18 protein-coding genes are annotated in these 17122 nt (G+C 62.0%); 9 read left to right on the forward strand and 9 right to left on the reverse strand.

Annotated features, from left to right (window positions below; genetic code table 11):
• Window positions 1-18: 18 nt before the first annotated feature.
• Genes J2X35_RS10130 through J2X35_RS10160 form a run of 7 tightly spaced genes read left to right on the forward strand, consistent with a single transcriptional unit; the run spans window position 19 to window position 5654 of the window.
• A complete protein-coding gene (locus J2X35_RS10130; RefSeq protein ID WP_310184747.1) occupies window positions 19-915 on the forward strand; it encodes an NAD(P)-dependent oxidoreductase in 897 nt (298 codons plus the stop codon).
• Entirely contained in the window at window positions 912-1211 is a 300-nt protein-coding gene (locus J2X35_RS10135) for a UxaA family hydrolase (protein ID WP_056114402.1), read from the forward strand. Before J2X35_RS10130 ends, J2X35_RS10135 begins: the two co-directional genes overlap by 4 nt.
• Window positions 1211-2041: an SDR family oxidoreductase gene (locus tag J2X35_RS10140; protein ID WP_310184749.1), complete on the forward strand. Its 831-nt coding sequence runs from the start codon at window positions 1211-1213 to the stop codon at window positions 2039-2041. The genes J2X35_RS10135 and J2X35_RS10140 overlap by 1 nt, the downstream gene beginning before the upstream one ends.
• Window positions 2038-2847, forward strand: a complete 810-nt coding sequence (locus tag J2X35_RS10145) for an ABC transporter permease (RefSeq protein ID WP_310184751.1) — start codon at window positions 2038-2040, stop codon at window positions 2845-2847. Before J2X35_RS10140 ends, J2X35_RS10145 begins: the two co-directional genes overlap by 4 nt.
• On the forward strand, window positions 2844-3605 hold the full coding sequence (locus tag J2X35_RS10150; RefSeq protein WP_310184753.1) for an ABC transporter permease: 762 nt from the start codon (window positions 2844-2846) through the stop codon (window positions 3603-3605). Before J2X35_RS10145 ends, J2X35_RS10150 begins: the two co-directional genes overlap by 4 nt.
• The gene (locus tag J2X35_RS10155; RefSeq protein ID WP_056114390.1) at window positions 3602-4408 is read left to right on the forward strand and encodes an ABC transporter ATP-binding protein; all 807 of its coding nucleotides are present in this window, start codon (window positions 3602-3604) and stop codon (window positions 4406-4408) included. The genes J2X35_RS10150 and J2X35_RS10155 overlap by 4 nt, the downstream gene beginning before the upstream one ends.
• Before the next feature lie 19 nt (window positions 4409-4427).
• Window positions 4428-5654 (forward strand): ABC transporter substrate-binding protein, encoded by a 1227-nt coding sequence (locus J2X35_RS10160; protein WP_056114387.1) that lies wholly within the window; start codon window positions 4428-4430, stop codon window positions 5652-5654.
• Window positions 5655-5868: 214 nt separating this feature from the next.
• Here J2X35_RS10160 and J2X35_RS10165 read toward each other — a convergent pair whose 3' ends face one another.
• Together J2X35_RS10165 and J2X35_RS10170 are read right to left on the reverse strand one after the other, a co-directional pair.
• Window positions 5869-6903 (reverse strand): fatty acid desaturase, encoded by a 1035-nt coding sequence (locus J2X35_RS10165; RefSeq protein ID WP_310184755.1) that lies wholly within the window; start codon window positions 6901-6903, stop codon window positions 5869-5871.
• A 95-nt stretch (window positions 6904-6998) separates the two neighbouring features.
• On the reverse strand, window positions 6999-7166 hold the full coding sequence (locus tag J2X35_RS10170; RefSeq protein WP_310184757.1) for a hypothetical protein: 168 nt from the start codon (window positions 7164-7166) through the stop codon (window positions 6999-7001).
• Window positions 7167-7766: 600 nt separating this feature from the next.
• Between J2X35_RS10170 and J2X35_RS10175 the strand changes: the two genes are divergently transcribed.
• Complete coding sequence (locus tag J2X35_RS10175) at window positions 7767-9617, forward strand: DEAD/DEAH box helicase (protein WP_405023206.1); 1851 nt, start codon at window positions 7767-7769, stop codon at window positions 9615-9617.
• 167 nt (window positions 9618-9784) lie between these two features.
• Here J2X35_RS10175 and J2X35_RS10180 read toward each other — a convergent pair whose 3' ends face one another.
• The 7 genes from J2X35_RS10180 to J2X35_RS10210 all read right to left on the reverse strand — a co-directional run bounded on the left by J2X35_RS10180 (window position 9785) and on the right by J2X35_RS10210 (window position 16174).
• Window positions 9785-10138: a cupin domain-containing protein gene (locus J2X35_RS10180; protein ID WP_310184759.1), complete on the reverse strand. Its 354-nt coding sequence runs from the start codon at window positions 10136-10138 to the stop codon at window positions 9785-9787.
• Complete coding sequence (gene kduD, locus J2X35_RS10185; protein WP_310184760.1) at window positions 10135-10890, reverse strand: 2-dehydro-3-deoxy-D-gluconate 5-dehydrogenase KduD; 756 nt, start codon at window positions 10888-10890, stop codon at window positions 10135-10137. Before kduD ends, J2X35_RS10180 begins: the two co-directional genes overlap by 4 nt.
• Entirely contained in the window at window positions 10887-11729 is an 843-nt protein-coding gene (kduI, locus tag J2X35_RS10190; RefSeq protein ID WP_056116402.1) for a 5-dehydro-4-deoxy-D-glucuronate isomerase, read from the reverse strand. The genes kduD and kduI overlap by 4 nt, the downstream gene beginning before the upstream one ends.
• 30 nt (window positions 11730-11759) lie before the next feature.
• Window positions 11760-12494 carry an ATP-binding cassette domain-containing protein gene (locus J2X35_RS10195; RefSeq protein ID WP_056114380.1) on the reverse strand — a complete coding sequence of 245 codons (735 nt, stop codon included), beginning with the start codon at window positions 12492-12494 and terminating at the stop codon, window positions 11760-11762.
• Complete coding sequence (locus tag J2X35_RS10200; RefSeq protein ID WP_082542507.1) at window positions 12494-13528, reverse strand: ABC transporter permease; 1035 nt, start codon at window positions 13526-13528, stop codon at window positions 12494-12496. The genes J2X35_RS10195 and J2X35_RS10200 overlap by 1 nt, the downstream gene beginning before the upstream one ends.
• 56 nt (window positions 13529-13584) lie before the next feature.
• Window positions 13585-14535, reverse strand: coding sequence for a substrate-binding domain-containing protein (locus tag J2X35_RS10205; protein ID WP_056114376.1), 951 nt, complete (start codon window positions 14533-14535; stop codon window positions 13585-13587).
• Between the two features lie 118 nt (window positions 14536-14653).
• Window positions 14654-16174, reverse strand: coding sequence for an aldehyde dehydrogenase family protein (locus J2X35_RS10210; RefSeq protein ID WP_310184761.1), 1521 nt, complete (start codon window positions 16172-16174; stop codon window positions 14654-14656).
• 137 nt (window positions 16175-16311) lie between these two features.
• Between J2X35_RS10210 and J2X35_RS10215 the strand changes: the two genes are divergently transcribed.
• On the forward strand, window positions 16312-16995 hold the full coding sequence (locus J2X35_RS10215) for a GntR family transcriptional regulator (protein ID WP_056114370.1): 684 nt from the start codon (window positions 16312-16314) through the stop codon (window positions 16993-16995).
• The last annotated feature ends 127 nt before the right edge of the window (window positions 16996-17122 follow it).

The following is a 17122-nucleotide window of genomic DNA, read 5'->3' on the forward strand; positions in this document are numbered from 1 at the left end:
CAAGACAGGAAGAACGTGATGACGACGATTGGCTTTATCGGGCTCGGCACCATGGGCGCACCGATGGCGACGAACCTTTTGAAAGGTGGTCACGATCTCATCGTATTCGACCTGAATCCGAAGTCGGTCGCGAAACTGGTCGGGCATGGCGCCAGAGCCGCGGCGTCCATCGCCGAGGCAGCAAAATCTGCCGAAATCGTCTTCACCATGTTGCCCGACGCTCCCGACGTCGAGGCCGCTGCGACCGGTGACGGAGGCATTCTTGAAAACATCCGGCCAGGCTCTGTCTATGTCGACATGAGCACGATCGATCCCGCCACGACGCGGCGGATCGGGGCTCGCTTCAGGCAAAAGGGCGTCGACATGATCGATTCTCCCGTCGGCAAGACGGTCGACCAGGCGATCGCCGGCACCTCCACGCTCATGCTTGGCGGCGAGGATGCGGTCATCACCCGGGTAGAACCCATCCTGCGCCTCATGGGCCAGGATCTCATCCGCTGTGGCGAACTCGGCATGGGACAGGCCATGAAGCTCGTCAACAACTTGCTGGCAAGCGTTCTGATCACTGCGAGTTCCGAAGCGCTGGTTGCCGGGCGGAAGGCCGGCCTCACGCTCGACACGATGATCAGCGTGCTGAAGACGACCATGGCCTGGAACAATCAGCTCGCCATTGCCATGCACGCTCGCGCCCTGAAGGGCGATTTCGAGCCTGGCTTCATGGTGAAGCTGGCCCACAAGGACTGCCGGCTCGCCATCGGGATGAACCAGGAATTGGGCGTTTCCACCCCGGTCGGCTCGGCGACGCTTGAAGCATTGGCCGAGGCGATGGCGCGGGGGCTGGCCAACAAGGACGTCGGCGCCGTCCTCAAGCTCCGCGAGGACGAGGCGGGCGTCACGGTGCGTCTCGCGCAATGACCGGTTCGGCGCACAATGAACGGCCCGATGCGCTGGTCCTGCACAAGGACGACGATATCGCCGTCGTCCTGCGCGACGTTGCCGCCGGCGAACGCATCCGGACGCTCAATGGCGCGGACATTTGCCTGGTCGACATCCGAACGGCGCTGCCAACCGGCCACAAGGTGGCGATGCACGATATGACGGCCGGTCATCGCGTCCGCAAATATGGCGAGATCATTGGTGAACTCACCGCGCCGGTTGTGAAGGGCGAGCATGTGCACGTCCATAACCTTGTCAGCCTCAGGGCACGATGATGGCGCAAGACGAAACCGATATCGCGACGTCCAACGCCCGGCGGCTGGCGCGCCGCTTTTCCATGGAGGGCCGACGCGCGCTCGTGACGGGGGGAAGCGTCAGCATCGGCCGCGACATCGTCCTGGCCTTTGCCGAAGCCGGCGCCGACATTGCCGTGCATTATTCCGCGGCAGCCGACGCGGCATTCGGCCTGCCCGATGCCGCCGCCACCGTTGTCGGGGAGATCGAGGCACGCGGGCACCGAGGGGTCGCAGTCGAGGCGGACTTCTCCGTTACCGGCGAGGCGAGACGCTGCGTCGAAGCCGCCCGCGCCGCGCTTTCAGGCATCGATGTGGTGGTCGTCTGCGCGTCGGTGCAAAAGCGCATACCCTTTGACGACTATCCCATGGAGGAGATGGAGCGGCAGGTCCGCATCAACTTCCTCGCGACGCTGGAACTGCTGCAGGCGGCGCTGCCAGGAATGCGGGAACAGGGTTGGGGACGCATCCTGACCATCGGCAGCATCAACGAGATGAAGCCGGACGCCGATCAACCGGTCTACGCGGCGCTCAAGAGCGCCCAGACAAATTTGGCGATGAACCTCGCGCGGGACAACGCCCGCTACGGCGTCACTGTCAACAATCTGGCGCCCGGCCTCATAGCGACGGAACGCAATCGCTGGCGTCGGCAGGACGCCAAGGTCTGGCACGACATCCAGGAGCGGTTTTCGCCTCTCGGACGCGCCGGAAGGCCCGAAGAAATGGCGGCGGCGGCGCTGCTCCTGTGCTCGGACGCGGGCAGCTACATCACCGGCGCAAATCTCGAGGCAACCGGCGGGGCGCATCTGTGAGCGAGATCGTGCGGACAGCCACCGCGAGCCACCGCCCGCGCAACGCCAGAGCCCACGGCGTTCTCGTCTATTTCCGGACGATGCTGATTTTTATCGGGATCTGGTTCGTCGGCGCAATGCTCATTTCCAACCGTCTCCTGCTTCCGTCGCCGACGAGTGTCTTTTGGGCCCTGCTCGATGCCGCTCGGGACGGCGACCTCGCCTTCCATGCGTTCACGAGCCTGTTGCGGCTTGTCGTGGCAATGCTGGCGGCCGCGGTGATCGGTCTGCCGCTGGGACTGGTGATCGGACTTAGCCGCAGTTGGGAAGATGCGTTCGAGCTGCCGATCGAGCTGTTGCGGCCGATCGCCGGCATCGCCTGGATACCGCTCGCTCTTTTCATGTTCGGCATCGGCAACACACTGCCGGTTTTCATCATGTTCTATACGGCGTTGTTTCCGCTGATCATTGGAACCGCCGCAGGCGTGCGCGGCACCGACCGGCGCCTGCTCGCCGCCGCCCGTACCATGGGCGTGACCGGGATGCCGCTGGTGCTGCATGTCGTCCTGCCGAGCGCCCTGCCCTCCATCATCGTCTCGCTGCGGCTTGCCGTGGCCGCGGCCTGGACGGCCGTGGTGGCCGCGGAACTGGTCGGAGCACCCAGCGGTCTCGGATATGCCATCGAATATTTCCGCTCCATGCTGGCGACGGACCACGTCATCGCCTTCATCGTGGTCATCGGTATTCTCGGGTCCCTGACCGACAAGCTGCTGCGTCTGGCCGAAACCTGGCTCACTCCGTGGTCCCGCGACCGGGTGCTGCCATGAAGTGGCTTGCCATCCGCCTCATGTCCCCCGTCGGACTGCTTGTCTTGTGGGAGGTGTTGGTCCGGCTCTCCGGCAGTCCGCGCGCCCCAAGCCCCTCCACGGTCTTCGTTGCGGCGGGCGAACTCATCGCCAGCGGAGAATTGCTGGCGGGTCTTTCGACAAGCATCGTGCGGGTGCTTGCGGGCTTCGTCGTTGCCTGCCTTGTCGCCGTGCCGCTCGGCCTCGTCATGGGCGCGGTCCGTTCGGTCGAGCGCAATCTCGATCCTGTGGTCGAATCCTTCCGGCCGGTCGCCGCCATCGCCATCCTGCCGCTGGTCATTCTCTGGCTCGGCACGGGGAACACCGCGGCAATCGCCATCGTCGCTTACGCGGCCTTCTTCCCGGTGCTGGTCAACACGATCTCCGGCGTCAAGAATGTCGAGCCTTCGCTTCTGCGCGCCGCCCACACCATGGGCCTCTCGCCCTTCACCCGCCTTCATGCGGTGCTGCTTCCGGCAGCGATGCCGTCAATCCTGGTCGGCATGAGGATCGCCCTTGGCGTCGCCTGGACCGCCATCATCGCGGCGGAGCTGGCGGTCGGCGCGAAGTCAGGCAGCAGCGGCGGCATCGGCCAGATGATGTTCGTCTTCTACGCCTACAGCATCCAGCTCAGCGGCATCGTCGTGTGCATGGCGGCGGTTGGCGTTGTCGCTTTTTGCCTCGACCGGCTGGTCAGCCTCTGCCTGACCTTCATCACCCCATGGAGTAACGCACGATGATGCCGAAGATCGCGTTGAAGGGCGTCAACAAAAGCTTCGGGCACGTAAACAACGCTTTCGTTGCTTTGTCCGACCTCAGTTTCGATATCCGTGCCGGCGAGTTCCTCGCCGTCGTAGGACCCTCGGGCTGCGGCAAGACGACGGTCCTCAATATGCTCGCCGGGCTCGATAGTCCCTCTTCGGGACAAATCCTGCTCGACGGCGTCGCGATTTCCGGACCGGGCGCCGAGCGCGGCGTGATGTTCCAGGATTATGCGCTGTTTCCCTGGCGCACCGTGCGCGGCAACATCGAATTCGGCCTGCTCTACGGCAAGCCCGGCCAGGGCGTCTCCAGCGAAGCGCGCCGCAAGCGGGTAGATGACGCGATCGCGCTCGTTGGTCTTTCCGGCGCCGAGAACAAGTATCCGCACCAGTTGTCCGGTGGCATGCGCCAGCGCGTCGCGCTTGGCCGGCTGGTCGCCAACCAGCCCGACATCCTGCTGATGGACGAGCCGCTGGCCGCGCTGGACGCGCAGACCCGCATCATTTTGCAGGAAGAGCTGCTTCGTATCTGGGGTCAGGATACAGCGCAGGAGACGCGCAGGACCGTCATGTTCGTCACGCATGGCATCGACGAGGCCGTGTTTCTTGCCGATCGCGTCGTCGTCCTCAGCAGCCATCCGGGAAGGCTGAAAGCGATCGTCGATATCGACCTGCCACGGCCACGCAATGGCGAAACGCGCAAATCCGCAAGGTTTGCCGAACTGTCCCAGGAGATCTGGGAACTGATCCGCGAAGAAGCCTATCGCGCAACGATGAAATGAAACCAAGGGAGGAAGACTGATGACTGTGTTGAATCCATTCCGCCTCAACCGGCGGCACTTCATGGCTGGCGCCGCCAGCATGCTCGCGCTGCCTTCGATCGGGCGGGCCCAGGCTGGGAAGAAAGCCAAGGTTTCCGTAGGGCGCCAGCCATTTGCTGCCGGAAATTCGCCGATCACGCAAAAGATGATCGCCGACAAGATGCTCGAACAGGCAGCAAGCGAACTCGGCTACGAGCTGGAAGTCGACTGGCGCGACTACCCGTCAGCCCTGCCGATGGTCGAAGCCTTCCTGTCCGGCGACCTCGATATCGGCATGTGGGGCAACACCCCGATCGTCAGGCTTCTGGCACAGCAGCAACCCATCAATATCCTGACGGTAGGCGAAGGCCACCTGCGCATGGTGCTGTGCACGCGCGCGGACTCCGACATCAAGACGATCCAGGACCTGAAGGGCAAGACGGTCGGCGCGCTGGTCGGCGGCGATCCCTACAACGCCCTTTCGCAGATGTTGCTCTACGAGACCGGCAATGCCGATCCGAAGGCCTTCGGCATCACCATCGTCAACACGCCGACGCAGGCGCAGGCCGCATCGGTGCCGCAGGGCATGGATGCCGCCATCGCCATTTATCCGGCCTTCCTCAAGGCCAAGGCCGAGATCGGCGTCAAGGGCATCATGAATTCATTCGGCTATACCGAGGACGGTTATAGCGGCCCCGCCGGCGAAGGCGCGGGACATCTGCTCGAGAGCGTCAAGAAGTCGAAATTCTATCCGGATGGCTATTACCTGCACCGCTCGTTCTGGATCTGCTCGGACCGCATCGTGACCGACGACGCCCCGATCGGCCAGGCCTTCCTGGTCGCCGCCCAGCGGGCGCTGGTCGCACTCGGCAAGGAAAAACCGGCTGCCGTCTCCGACATGGTCAACAAATATTGGGGCCTGCCGTCCGAGCTCGGCGCCAAGGTCGTCGAGGACGAGGTTCTGTTCCGCCGCGGCTGGATCTGGCCGACCGAGGGCGACGCGGCCGCAATCCTGCAGATCTCGAATTTCATGGTTGAAGGCAAGCAGATCGACGCTCCGTTGAGCTGGGAGCAGGTCAAGGCAGGCTTCGCGAAATCGGCGCCCTTGCTTGCCAAGGTCTACGAGGCGAGCGGCAAGGTGCCGGACGAAAAGGGCTTTACCGATACCTCCGCTCAGGATCTGCGTGGCCTGCCTTCGTGGCAGATGGACAAGTGGGCTGCGAAATAATCGCCCGAACAGACACCCGGCGCGCATTTGCGCCGGGTGCTTAAGGACGTCACGCTAAAGAAGCGCTTTGCTCCAGGTCTCAGCTCGGCAAATGCCTGACAGACCGGCGATGGCTGCAAGCGCCCATCATCACCGACCATCGTGGCGGCATTGCCAATCCGCTGACCCGGCGCCTGCAGCCATGTCAATATTCGTCATAGTGGCGAGATGTTTCTCATTGAGACGGCATGGCGCGCATGTCACGAAACGAAACGAGGCGCTGGGCCTGTTCATCCCACAGGACGAGCTTGACGCAGCGAAAGCTCTCCATGACGGTAATGCGACCGACGTCCCGCAGCTCCGGATAGTCGCGAAGTACTTCCGGAAGCCGATAATATGGCACTCTGCTCGATAGATGGTGGACGTGATGAATGCCGATGTTGGCGGTCAGCCATCGCAGGCCGAAGGGCAGCACGTAATACGAGGAGCCGTGCAAAGCGGCGTCCTGGAATTGCCATTGCGAACTTTGCGACCAGTGCGTTTCCTCGAACTGATGCTGGATATAAAACAGCCAGATGCCCGCCGATCCTGCCAACACCACGATCGGCAACTGCACCAGCATGACCGGCGCAAGTCCTACAAACCAGATGGGGCCGAAAGCCAGAACCAGGATCGCCAGATTGGTCGTCATCGTCGAGACCCATGGCTCCAGCCCTGATCGCATCATGCCGAAAGGTAGTCTTTGCTTGAACAGGAAAAGCCAGATGGGGCCAATGCCGAACATCACGGCTGGATTGCGGTAGAGCCTGTAGCCGAGCTTGCGCAAGCACGACATCTGCCGGTACTCGGCTACCGTCAGCGTGGTGATGTCGCCAACGCCGCGCTCGTCGAGATTGCCGGCAGAGGCATGATGCACCGCGTGCGCCCGGCGCCAATAATCATAAGGCGTGAACGTCAGGGCGCCGATCAGGCGACCGGTCCAGTCATCCGCCCTGCGGTTAGCGAAGAAGGAGCCGTGACCGCAATCGTGCTGAATCATGAATAGTCGAAGCAGGAAGCCAGCCGCGGGAACCGTTAGCGCCATCCCCCACCAAAAGCCATGATGCACCGTCATTACGGCCAGTGCCCAAAAGCCGATAAAGGGGAAAAGTGTGAGTGTGAGTTCAAGAAGGCTACGCGCCCTGCGCGGCTGCCGATACCTGGCGAGAACCGCTGGCCAAGACCGTTGGTTGTCCGCAAACGGGCAGATGGAAGTGGCGGATTGCGTCAACGACAACGGTCAGTTCTCCATGCGTGAGCGGCCGCCACGCGAAAGGCCGGCAGGCAGAAGCCATATGACTGCATACAAGCGGGCGCACTACCCATTTATCGGAGGCGGTTGTCCTCAACCGTCTGGCGAGACCGCCGCCGGGCGCCGTCGGTGTCTGCTTTCTTGTGCCGATCGGCGGCCGCCTTGCGGATGGTTTCGAAGCGATTTTGTTCGGTATCTTTGGCCGTGGGCGTCAGATCAGGATTTTTGACATAGGTAATCATCAAATGAACTCCTATTGCTTGCGGTCGACGAGAGGCCCGCCTAAAATTCGTTAGCGACCAAGTATCGAACTCAAGAGCATTGAGCCCTTGCCTTCGTGTCGGGCGCGATAGCTAGAACCCTCACGACGCGCCGGATAACGAGGCAGTCGTGGAGTGGCCGGATTCTCGATATCTTCTGAAGCCGCGAACGGATGCGACATTGCCAAGGTAACCTGGTTGGCTCTCAAAAGATAGGCGCTCGACGATAATCCTTGAGATAATTCTTGCGCCATTCAAAATATCTCCTGTACGACTTAACCGGATCAGTTAATTATAAGTATTTAAAAAGTTTTTTATTTCTTACCGCAAGAGATGTTTGACTTAATTATAAAAATAAAAACTGAGTCTTTGCTTGTTATATATTGTTAAAATAACTTATAAGTGACATCTTTAATTTGGCGATTTGGCTCTGGTGGCGTCAGAACCACGACCTTCGGCAACGAATTTTCGATCGCAGAGCAGATGCAAAGCGACGGCAACACAAGCGTCATTGGACGATCGGTGTCAGTTTCTTAGGAGAGGCCCACGAACGTCATTAGGCGCCCGGGCAGCTATCATGATATGCGGCTTCAAACAGAGACCGCGACCATGACGCCTGCCAACGAGACATTTTCCTTTCCGAATGCCATCCACCCAGACCTCGCTTTTGCACTGAAAGCGAAGGGCTACACCCAGTTGACGCCGGTCCAGATGGAGATGGCGAACGGCGGTCATGGCGACGCCGACCTTCTGGTTTCGGCACAAACCGGCTCCGGCAAGACGGTCGCTTTCGGCATCGCGATCGCCTCGACGCTTTTGGGCAATACCGAAAAATTCAAGGCGGCTGAGCGTCCTCTCGGACTGGTTATCGCGCCGACACGCGAACTTGCGATCCAGGTGCAGCGGGAACTGGATTGGCTCTATGCCGCGACGTACGTCCAGACCGCGACCTGTGTCGGTGGCATGGATATGCGTACGGAACGCCGTGCCTTGGAGCGCGGTGCACATCTTGTCGTCGGCACGCCCGGCCGCCTGCGCGACCACATCAACAAGGGGACGCTCGATCTCGGCGCGATCCGTGCGATCGTCCTCGACGAGGCCGACGAGATGCTGGACCTGGGTTTCCGCGAGGACCTTGAATTTATTCTCGGCGCGGCGCCACAAGAGCGCCGGACGCTGCTGTTTTCGGCGACAGTCCCTCGCGGGATCGCGGAACTGGCCAGGAGTTTCCAGAAGGACGCGGTGCGCATCGCGGCCACAGCTTCTACCGAGCAGCACGCCGATATCGAATATCAGATGATGCTGGTTCGGCGTGACGAGCGCGAACATGCCGTTATCAATACGTTGCTCGATTCCGACAGCGCGAGTGCGCTGGTATTCTGCCACACTCGCGAGGCGGTGCGGCACCTGTCCGCCCGGCTTGCCAATCGCGGCTTCTCGGTCGTTTCCCTGTCGGGAGAGATGGCGCAGTCGGAGCGATCGAACGCCTTGCAGTCCATGCGCGACGGTCGTGCGCATGTCTGTGTGGCGACCGATGTCGCGGCGCGCGGCATCGACCTGCCGAACCTTGATCTGGTGATCCACGCGGATGTGCCAAGCAATCCGGCGACGCTGCTCCACCGCTCCGGCCGAACCGGGCGCGCAGGCCGCAAGGGGATTTGCGTACTTATCGTGCCCGAGAACAGGCGCATCGCAGCCCAGCGCGTCCTGACACTTGCCAAGCTGTCGGCCATTGTGCGCGCCGCCCCCTCCTTTATCGAGATCGAGGCGCGCTATCGCAGGCAAATCCTTGATACGGCGGTTTCCACCGCTGAGCCAGACGAGGTGGAGGCGGCGTTCGTGGCGGAACTGCTTGAAAAGGCCTCCCCGGAACGGATTGCCGTTGTCTTCTTGCGCCAACAGCTTGCCGCCCGCCCGGTGCCGGAGGATATTTCTCCGCTGCCCGTCGCAACCATGCAGGCAGGAAAGCTCAAACGAGGCGGCCGAGTCGAGGACGAACGCGGCTCCGTGAAGGCGCGAGAACCTCGGAAATCCGATATGGAGGGTGGCGTCTGGTTCACCTTGTCGCTCGGACGCAAGCAGCGCGCCGATCCAAAATGGCTGTTGCCGATGATTTGCAAGGCTGGCGGCGTGTCGAAGCGCGATGTCGGCTCGATCAGAATCGACGACACGGAGACGCGCTTCGAGATCGCAGCCGACAGGGCGGCCGATTTCGCGGGGCAGATCAGACGGCCTGGCGCCATTCAGCCGGGCATCGTCATCAAGCCTGCCGAAGGGGCCCGTGGCTCAGATTGGCAGGCAGGGCCGAAAATCGGCAAAGGCCGAGGGCCCGAGAATATCCCTGGGCATCTGGATAAACCACTGAATGCCGATCGCGACAAAGTCCGTAGGCACAAGGGCAAGCCGAAGCATCCGAGGCTGCCGAGAAGCTAAAGGCTCTGGAGCGGGAGAACCGACGCTTCGGCAGGCCAACGAGATATTGTGCAAGGCCCGGTATCGACGATACTCGGCAAGAATTCACCGGCAGGGGCAAGCGTCGGCAGCTGAACGCGCGTGGATGATGACCGGACGCCCACCATCCCTGCCGGGCTGATGAAGGATCACCGCGAGATGAAATCATCCCTGCACGGCGTGAAGGTGTCGATCAGCAATCCCCTTTCGAGCGCGAGAACGCCGTGCAGAAGGTTCGGTGCGACCATGAAGCTGCTGCCGGCCCTCAGCGTCTTCGTCACGTCATCCACCGTGACCAGGAAGGCGCCCTCAGCAACATAGCTGACTTGCGTATGCGGATGGGAATGCAGCGCGCCGACGGCGCCCTTTTCGAAGCTGAAGGCGACCAGCATCAATTCCGGCCGCGCCGACAAGACCGCACGGCGGTTGCCGGGCGCCAGTTCGGTCCAGACCAGATCTTCCGGGAGGGAATAGAATGTAGGCAAGAGCTTGTCCTTGGTCATCGCGCCAGCCACCCGCCATCGACAGGCAAAATCGTGCCGTGGACATAATCCGAGGCGCGCGAGGCGAGGAAGATGGCGGCCCCCGCCATATCGTCCGGCTGCGCCCAACGCCCTGCCGGTATGCGTTTGAGAATATCGGCATGGCGCTCGGCATCGGCGCGCAGGGCCTGCGTGTTGTTGGTCTCGACATAACCGGGGGCGATGGCATTGACGTTGATGTTGCGGACTGCCCACTCGTTGGCCATCAGCCGGGTCAATCCGGCAATACCGCTTTTCGACGCCGTGTAGGAGGCCACGCGAATACCGCCCTGGAAGGACAGGAGGGAGGCGACGTTGATGATCTTTGCCGGAATGCCGTCATCCAGGACCGCCTTCGCAAACGCCTGGCAAAGGAAGAACACCGATTTCAGATTTGTATCGATCACGGCATCCCAATCCGCTTCGGTAAAGTCGACCGTATCGGCGCGTCTTATGATCCCGGCATTGTTGACCAGGATATCCGGCTTCGCGCCCAATGCCCGCGCCTGAGCGACGACATCCCGCGCCGCCTCGACCCTGGAAAGATCGGCGTTCAACGCGTGAAAAACCCGACCAGTCGAAGATATGGATGCTGCCGTTTCGTCCATCGACGAACGCCCGACGCCTATGATGTCGGCGCCGGCCCTGGCAAGCCCTGCGGCGATCGCCCGTCCGATACCCGTATTGGCGCCGGTGACGATGGCGCAGCGGCCGGAAAGATCGAACAGGTTCATCGCAAACTGTCCATCGGAACCTTGTCCATGTCCGTGAAGCTCATATTGTCACCGGCCATCGCCCAGATAAAGGAGTACCGCCCGGTGCCGGCGCCGGAATGAATGGACCAGCCGGGGGACAGCACCGCTTCATGATTCTTGACCACGAGATGCCGTGTCTCGTGCGGTTCGCCCATGAAATGGAATATCCGCGTCGCCTCCTCCATGCCGAAATAGAGATAGACCTCCATGCGCCGGTCGTGCACGTGCGCCGGCATGGTGTTCCACACCGAGCCGGGTTCGAAGATGGTGAGCCCCACCAGCAACTGGCAGCTTTCGCAGACATCCGGATGCACATATTGGTTGATGGTGCGGGCGTTGGCCTCCTCGGCGGAGCCGGTGCGCACCTTCTTGGCCATGTCGAGCGTGATCAGAACCGACGGGCAGGTACGATGCGCCGGTGCGCTGAGTAGGTAGAAGCGCGCGGGATTGTCCGCGTCATCGCTTGCGAAGGTGAGCGGACCCTCGCCCATCCCGACATAGAGCGCTTCCTGGAAGCCAAGCGGATAATCGATGCCGCCGGCCGTCACGACGCCTGGAGCGCCAATGTTGAGAATGGCGGCCTCGCGCCGTTCGAGAAAACGCTCGGTACCGGTTTCCTTCACGTGGTCGATAGTCAGTCGCTGCGCCAGTGGAATGATACCCCCGACGATCATTCGATCGAGATGGCTGTAGGTGAGATTGATATCTCCGGGGTGGAACAGGTCTTCGATCAGGAAGGCGTCCCGCAATCCACTTGTGTCGCGTCGGGCGGCGTCTTCGGGGCCGATGACCTGGCGTATGTTCACGGAAATCCTCACTTGCATTGCCTTTTCTGAAGAACCGGGCTGTCAGGTCAGAACGACATATTCGGTCAGCTGGCTGATCGACGTATCGGCCTTCGCCACGTCGAAGACCTTCGTCCCATGGCTCATGATTACAAAGCGGTCGCACACCTGGTAGGCGTGATAGAGATTGTGGGTGACGAACACGCTCGAGACGTTCTCGGCCTTGAGCCTCAGCACCTGGTTGAGCAGCGCCTCCGTTTCGCGCACCGACAGCGCCGACGTCGGCTCGTCGAGCATCAGGATGCGTCGCTTAAAGAAGACGGCGCGGGCGATCGCGACGGCCTGTTTCTGGCCACCGGACAATTCACCGACCAGCATGTCCGGCGAGTCGATGCCCGATATGTGCACGGCGCTCTGCAGGACCTCCATGGCGATCTCCCGCATATCGGACAGCTTGAGGAAACCGCCGCCTGAGCAGCGCTCGCGACCCATGAATATGTTGCGGGTGATCGACAACGAATCCACGAGCGCGGTGTTCTGGTAGATCGTTTCGATGCCGGCTTCGGCCGAGTCCATGCGGCAGGTGAAGAGCGTCTGCTTGCCGTCGACGCTGAGATGTCCCGAGGTCGGCTTGTGGATGCCGGATATCAGGTTGACGGCGGTCGACTTGCCCGCGCCATTGTCGCCGAGCAGGCCGATCACTTCGCCCTGGCCGATATGGAAACTCAGGCTGCGCAGAGCGTCGAGCGCCCCGAAGCTTTTGCAGATGTTGTGCAGTTCCAGGATCGGAGTCGACATCAACCGGCGCCCTTGCGTTCGATGAGGCTGTTGAAAGCGGCCGCGCCGACGATCAGCACGGCGATGAACATGTCGAGATAGAAACCCGGCGCGCGCAGGAGCAGGAGCACATCGGTGATGGTGTGGATCAGCATGGCGCCGAGGAAAATGCCGAGAATCGAGCCGCGCCCACCGGTCAGCGAGACGCCGCCGATGACGCAGGCGGCGATGGCCTGCAGTTCGATGCCGACGCCCTGGCCTGGCTGGACGCTGCCGACGCGCACGGTCGCAAGGATGCCGGCGAATGCCGCCATGCCGCCGGCGATGGCGAAGGCGATGATCTTGACCCGATTGGTGTTGATGCCGATCGCGGTGGCCGCCGCCTGGTTGCCGCCGGTGGCGAAGACGTGGTTGCCGAAGCGGTGGCGATGCAGCAGACCATAGAAGGCGAGCGACAGGACCAGGAACCACCAGAAGGCCGCGTTGATGCCGAGGAAGGTGCCGCTGAACAGGCCCTGGAAGATCGGGCCGGGATCGAAACGAACCTGCACGGCGCCGTTGTAGAGCAGCACCGCGCCGCGCCAGAACAGCAGGCCTCCGAGCGTCACGATGAACGAGGGCAGCCTCGCCTTCAGCGTGATCGTCCCATGCAGGACGCCGATAAGGACGCCGATCAGGATCGCTATCGGCGCGGCCAGGAACGGGGTCCAGCCGGCATTTACCTGCACGGCCATGACGATCGCGGTCAGCGTATAGACCGACCCGACCGACAGATCGAATTCGCCGGCGATCATCAGGACGCCGACGCCAAGCGCCAAGCAGCCCAGCACCGGGATCGCCTTCATCAGGATCGTCAGGTTCTGGGAAGAGAGGTAGCGAAACTCGTCCGGATTGATCAGCGCATAGATGATGCAGATGACCTGCAAGGCAAGAAAAGCGACCAGGATGGCGCCGGCGGGCGCGACGAGCAGGCGTCTGAACGGCGACTGCGTCCGCACGCGGCGCGGGGCGACGGCGGAAGCCGCCGGAGCGGAGCTGGGTGATGGTGAGGACATCTGGGATCCGGCGCAAGGGACCCTCCGGCATATCCGGAGGGTCCGGTTGAGAAGGGCTAGCGGTAGGTGCCGATCAGCGGCTTGACGGCGCCGATGCGATCCTTGTCGAGGAACGCGCCCTGGCCGGTGTCGATATCGGTGGGGGTCAGGCCATACTTCTTGGCCAGCGCGATCTGGGCGATCGGATAGAAGCCCTGGAGATAGGGCTGCTGGTCCATCGTCGCGAACATGGCGCCCGATTCAACCGCGTTGACGATTTCCACCGCGAGGTCGAAGCCGCCGAAGGGAATGTCGACGCCGGCATCCTTGATAGCGCCGGCACCGACCGTCGAGGTGACCGATCCGGTTCCGAACAGCGCCTTGACGTTCTTGTTGGCGATCAGGAACTGCGCCATGATGTTGCGCGCCTCGGCGAGATCGAGGCCGGACTTCACGGTCTCGACCTTGATGCCCTTTTCGCTCATCGCCTTTTCGATGCCGCCGCCGCGCGCCACCGCGAAGCTGGCCTCCGGAATTTCGCGCGGATTGAAGACGACATCGCCTTCCTTCAGCCCGAACTTCTCGATCATGCGCTGGCCGAGTTCGTAGCCGGAGGCGAATTCGTTCATGCCGACATAGGCCTGACGGCAGTTGCCTTTTGCGCCTTCCAGATCGTCATTGTTGAAGCCGATGACGATGATGCCGGCCTTGGTGGCGTTGCAGATGCTGTTGTCGAAGGCGTCGGAGCTGGAGATCGCCACCGCGATGCCATCGACGCCGGCCGCCGTCGCAGCTTCGATCAGGTCGTTCTGGCGGACCGGATCGTTGTTGGCATACTGCACGTCGAGATCCACGCCGAACTGCGCGGCGGCGTCCTGGGCGCCTTTGACGACCGGATTGAAGAACTGGACGCTTGGGTCCAGGTAGATGATCATCGTCGCCTTGACGTCGGCGGCCGAAGCAATTGAAGTCCAAGCCGTGGCGGTGCAGGCCGCAAGCATTGCGGCTGCCAGTTTTGTCGATTTCATTTGCGTGTCCTCCCTTTGGATATGCAATCGGGTCGAAAGACCCGTATCTCGGCTGGCGAGCTCTGACCAAAGATCGCGCCAGCCGGGATTTCCTCCCTCTCAATTCACGAGAAAACCATCACCCGAACCAGGGATCCGGCCGTCCGAGCGTCACGTGGATGCCCTTGAACTGTGAGTATTCGTCAAAACCGTAGCGCCCCAGCTCGCGCCCGAGGCCGCTTTTCTTGTAGCCCCCGATCGGCAGTTCCGGCGTGCCGTCAATGACGCTGTTGATCCAGCAGCGTCCGGCGCGAATACGGCGGATGCTCTGAAGCGCGGTTTCGAGACTGGTGGACCAGACGCTGGCCGACAGGCCGAACTCCGAGGCATTGGCGAGCGCAACGGCCTCGTCCGCTGTCTTGAAGGTCATGGTTGCAAGCACCGGACCGAAGATTTCGTCACGCGCGATCGACATGTCGGAAGTGACGCCGCCAAATATAGTTGGCGCATAATAGAGCCCGGCTCCGTCACCCACACGCGTGCCCCCCAGCAGCAGTTCCGCTCCGGAGGCCTGGCCAGTTTCGACGTAAGAATGCACCTTGGCCGCATGGGCTTCGGAAATCATGGCGCCGATCTTCGTCCGCTCGCTCAGCGGATCGCCGAACGTGACTTTTCGGGAAATATCGAGCAGCCGTTCGAGCAACGCGTCGCGGATGGAATCCTGCACGATCAGCCGGCTGCCTGAAATGCAGCATTGGCCGGCATTGTGGTAGACGCCATAGGCAATGCCATCGGCCGCCGCGTCGAGGTCGGCGTCGGCGAAGACGATCTGCGGTCCCTTGCCACCAAGTTCGAGGCCGACGCGCTTGACGCTGCGTGCGGCGATCTCGCCGAGCTTGATGCCGACGCGGGTCGAACCAGTGAAGGCGATCATATCAGTGCCGGGTTCCTCGGCCAGAACCTGGCCAGCCGGATCGCCATAGCCAGTGACGACATTGAACACGCCGTCGGGGATGCCTGCCTCGCGCGCCAGTTCGGCCATGCGGATCGACGTGCCGGATGTGAATTCGGATGGCTTCAGCACGACGGTGCAACCGCCGCCGATCGCCCAGGGAACCCGTTCCGACGCGATGATGAAGGGGAAATTCCAAGGCGTTATGATGCCGACGACGCCGATCGGCTCCCGCAGCACCAGCCCGAGGCGATTATCGCCGATATTGTTGTGGGTCTGACCCTCCAGCGCCCGGGCCTGGCCCGCGGCATAGGACCAGAGGTCGGCGCAGAAGGTGATCTCGCCGCGCGCCTGGGCGATCGGCTTGCCAACTTCGAGGCTCTCAATCAGCGCGATCTCCTCGACATGCGCGAGGATCAGCTCGGCCGTCCTGAACATGAGGCGGGACCGTTCGGCGCCGGACATGCGTGGCCATGGCCCGGTGTCGAACGCGCGGCGTGCGGCCGCGACCGCGGTACGCACATCGTCGGCCGAAGCATCCGGCCAGGTGCCGACTACAACGCCAGCATGACCCGGACTTACCCGGTCGATCGTCTTGCCCGACACGGCGTCGACGGACCGGCCGTCGATCAGCATCCTGTAGCGGGATTTACTCTGCAGGCGCGGATCACTAGAATCCGGCACTATGAAGTTAGGATATGCTGTCATCAATCAACCGGACGATGTGTCCCGGCCCTTCCATGCTAACCCAGCTTGTCGAGCGCCGGGTTTGTGTTGGTCTTGAATTGTATGGTACTGTATGGTGGTTCTAAACTGATGTCAACGTTGAGCTGGCGGCAACACGCATGAACCTTGAGATACTGAAAATCGAGACCGGAGAATCGACCGCGGCGCAGGTCGAGCGGGACCTGCGCGAGGCGATCATTCGCCTGGATTTTGCGCCCGGCTCGCGCCTTTCCGAGCAGGACATCGCCACCCGCATGGGCGTATCGCGCCAGCCGGTCCGGGAAGCGTTGATCGCACTTGGAAAATCCAAGCTGGTGGATATCCGGCCCAACCGCGGGACCGTCGTGGTCAAGATTTCAGCGCGCCAGATGATGGAGGCGCGTTTTGTGCGCGAGGTGATCGAAACCGCGGTCGCCCGGCGCGCCAGCGAAAACTTCGACGCCTGGACTAGGCGCAAGCTCGACGGCATTCTGGCGCGGCAGCGAAGCGCCATGGAGGCGCACGACCACAACTGGTTCCGCAAGGAGGATGAGCAGTTTCATATCGCCATCGCCGAAGGCGCCGGTTGTGCGCTCGCCTGGAATGCGATTTCCGACATCAAGGCGCATATGGACCGGGTCTGCAACCTGCAGCTTCGCAATCCGGCCTCAATGGGCAATCTGATCGGCCAGCACGAAAAGATCGTTATGGCGATCGACGGGAAGGACGCGGACGCCGCCGCCGATGCAATGCGGGTTCATCTGAACGGCATCCTGACCGACCTGCCGCAGATCGAGTCGGACAATCCCGGCCTTTTTGAGTGACGGCAAATCCTCCAAATAGGTATGTGCTGCTGTCGCCATTTCATCGCTGCCGCGGAACAAGGCGGGCAACTCAAGGCCCGACGCAGGCAAAGCCGAGGCACGAGGCATCCCGAATATGTAACTCAAT

The organism is Mesorhizobium sp. BE184 (assembly GCF_031457045.1).
Classification (GTDB): domain Bacteria; phylum Pseudomonadota; class Alphaproteobacteria; order Rhizobiales; family Rhizobiaceae; genus Mesorhizobium.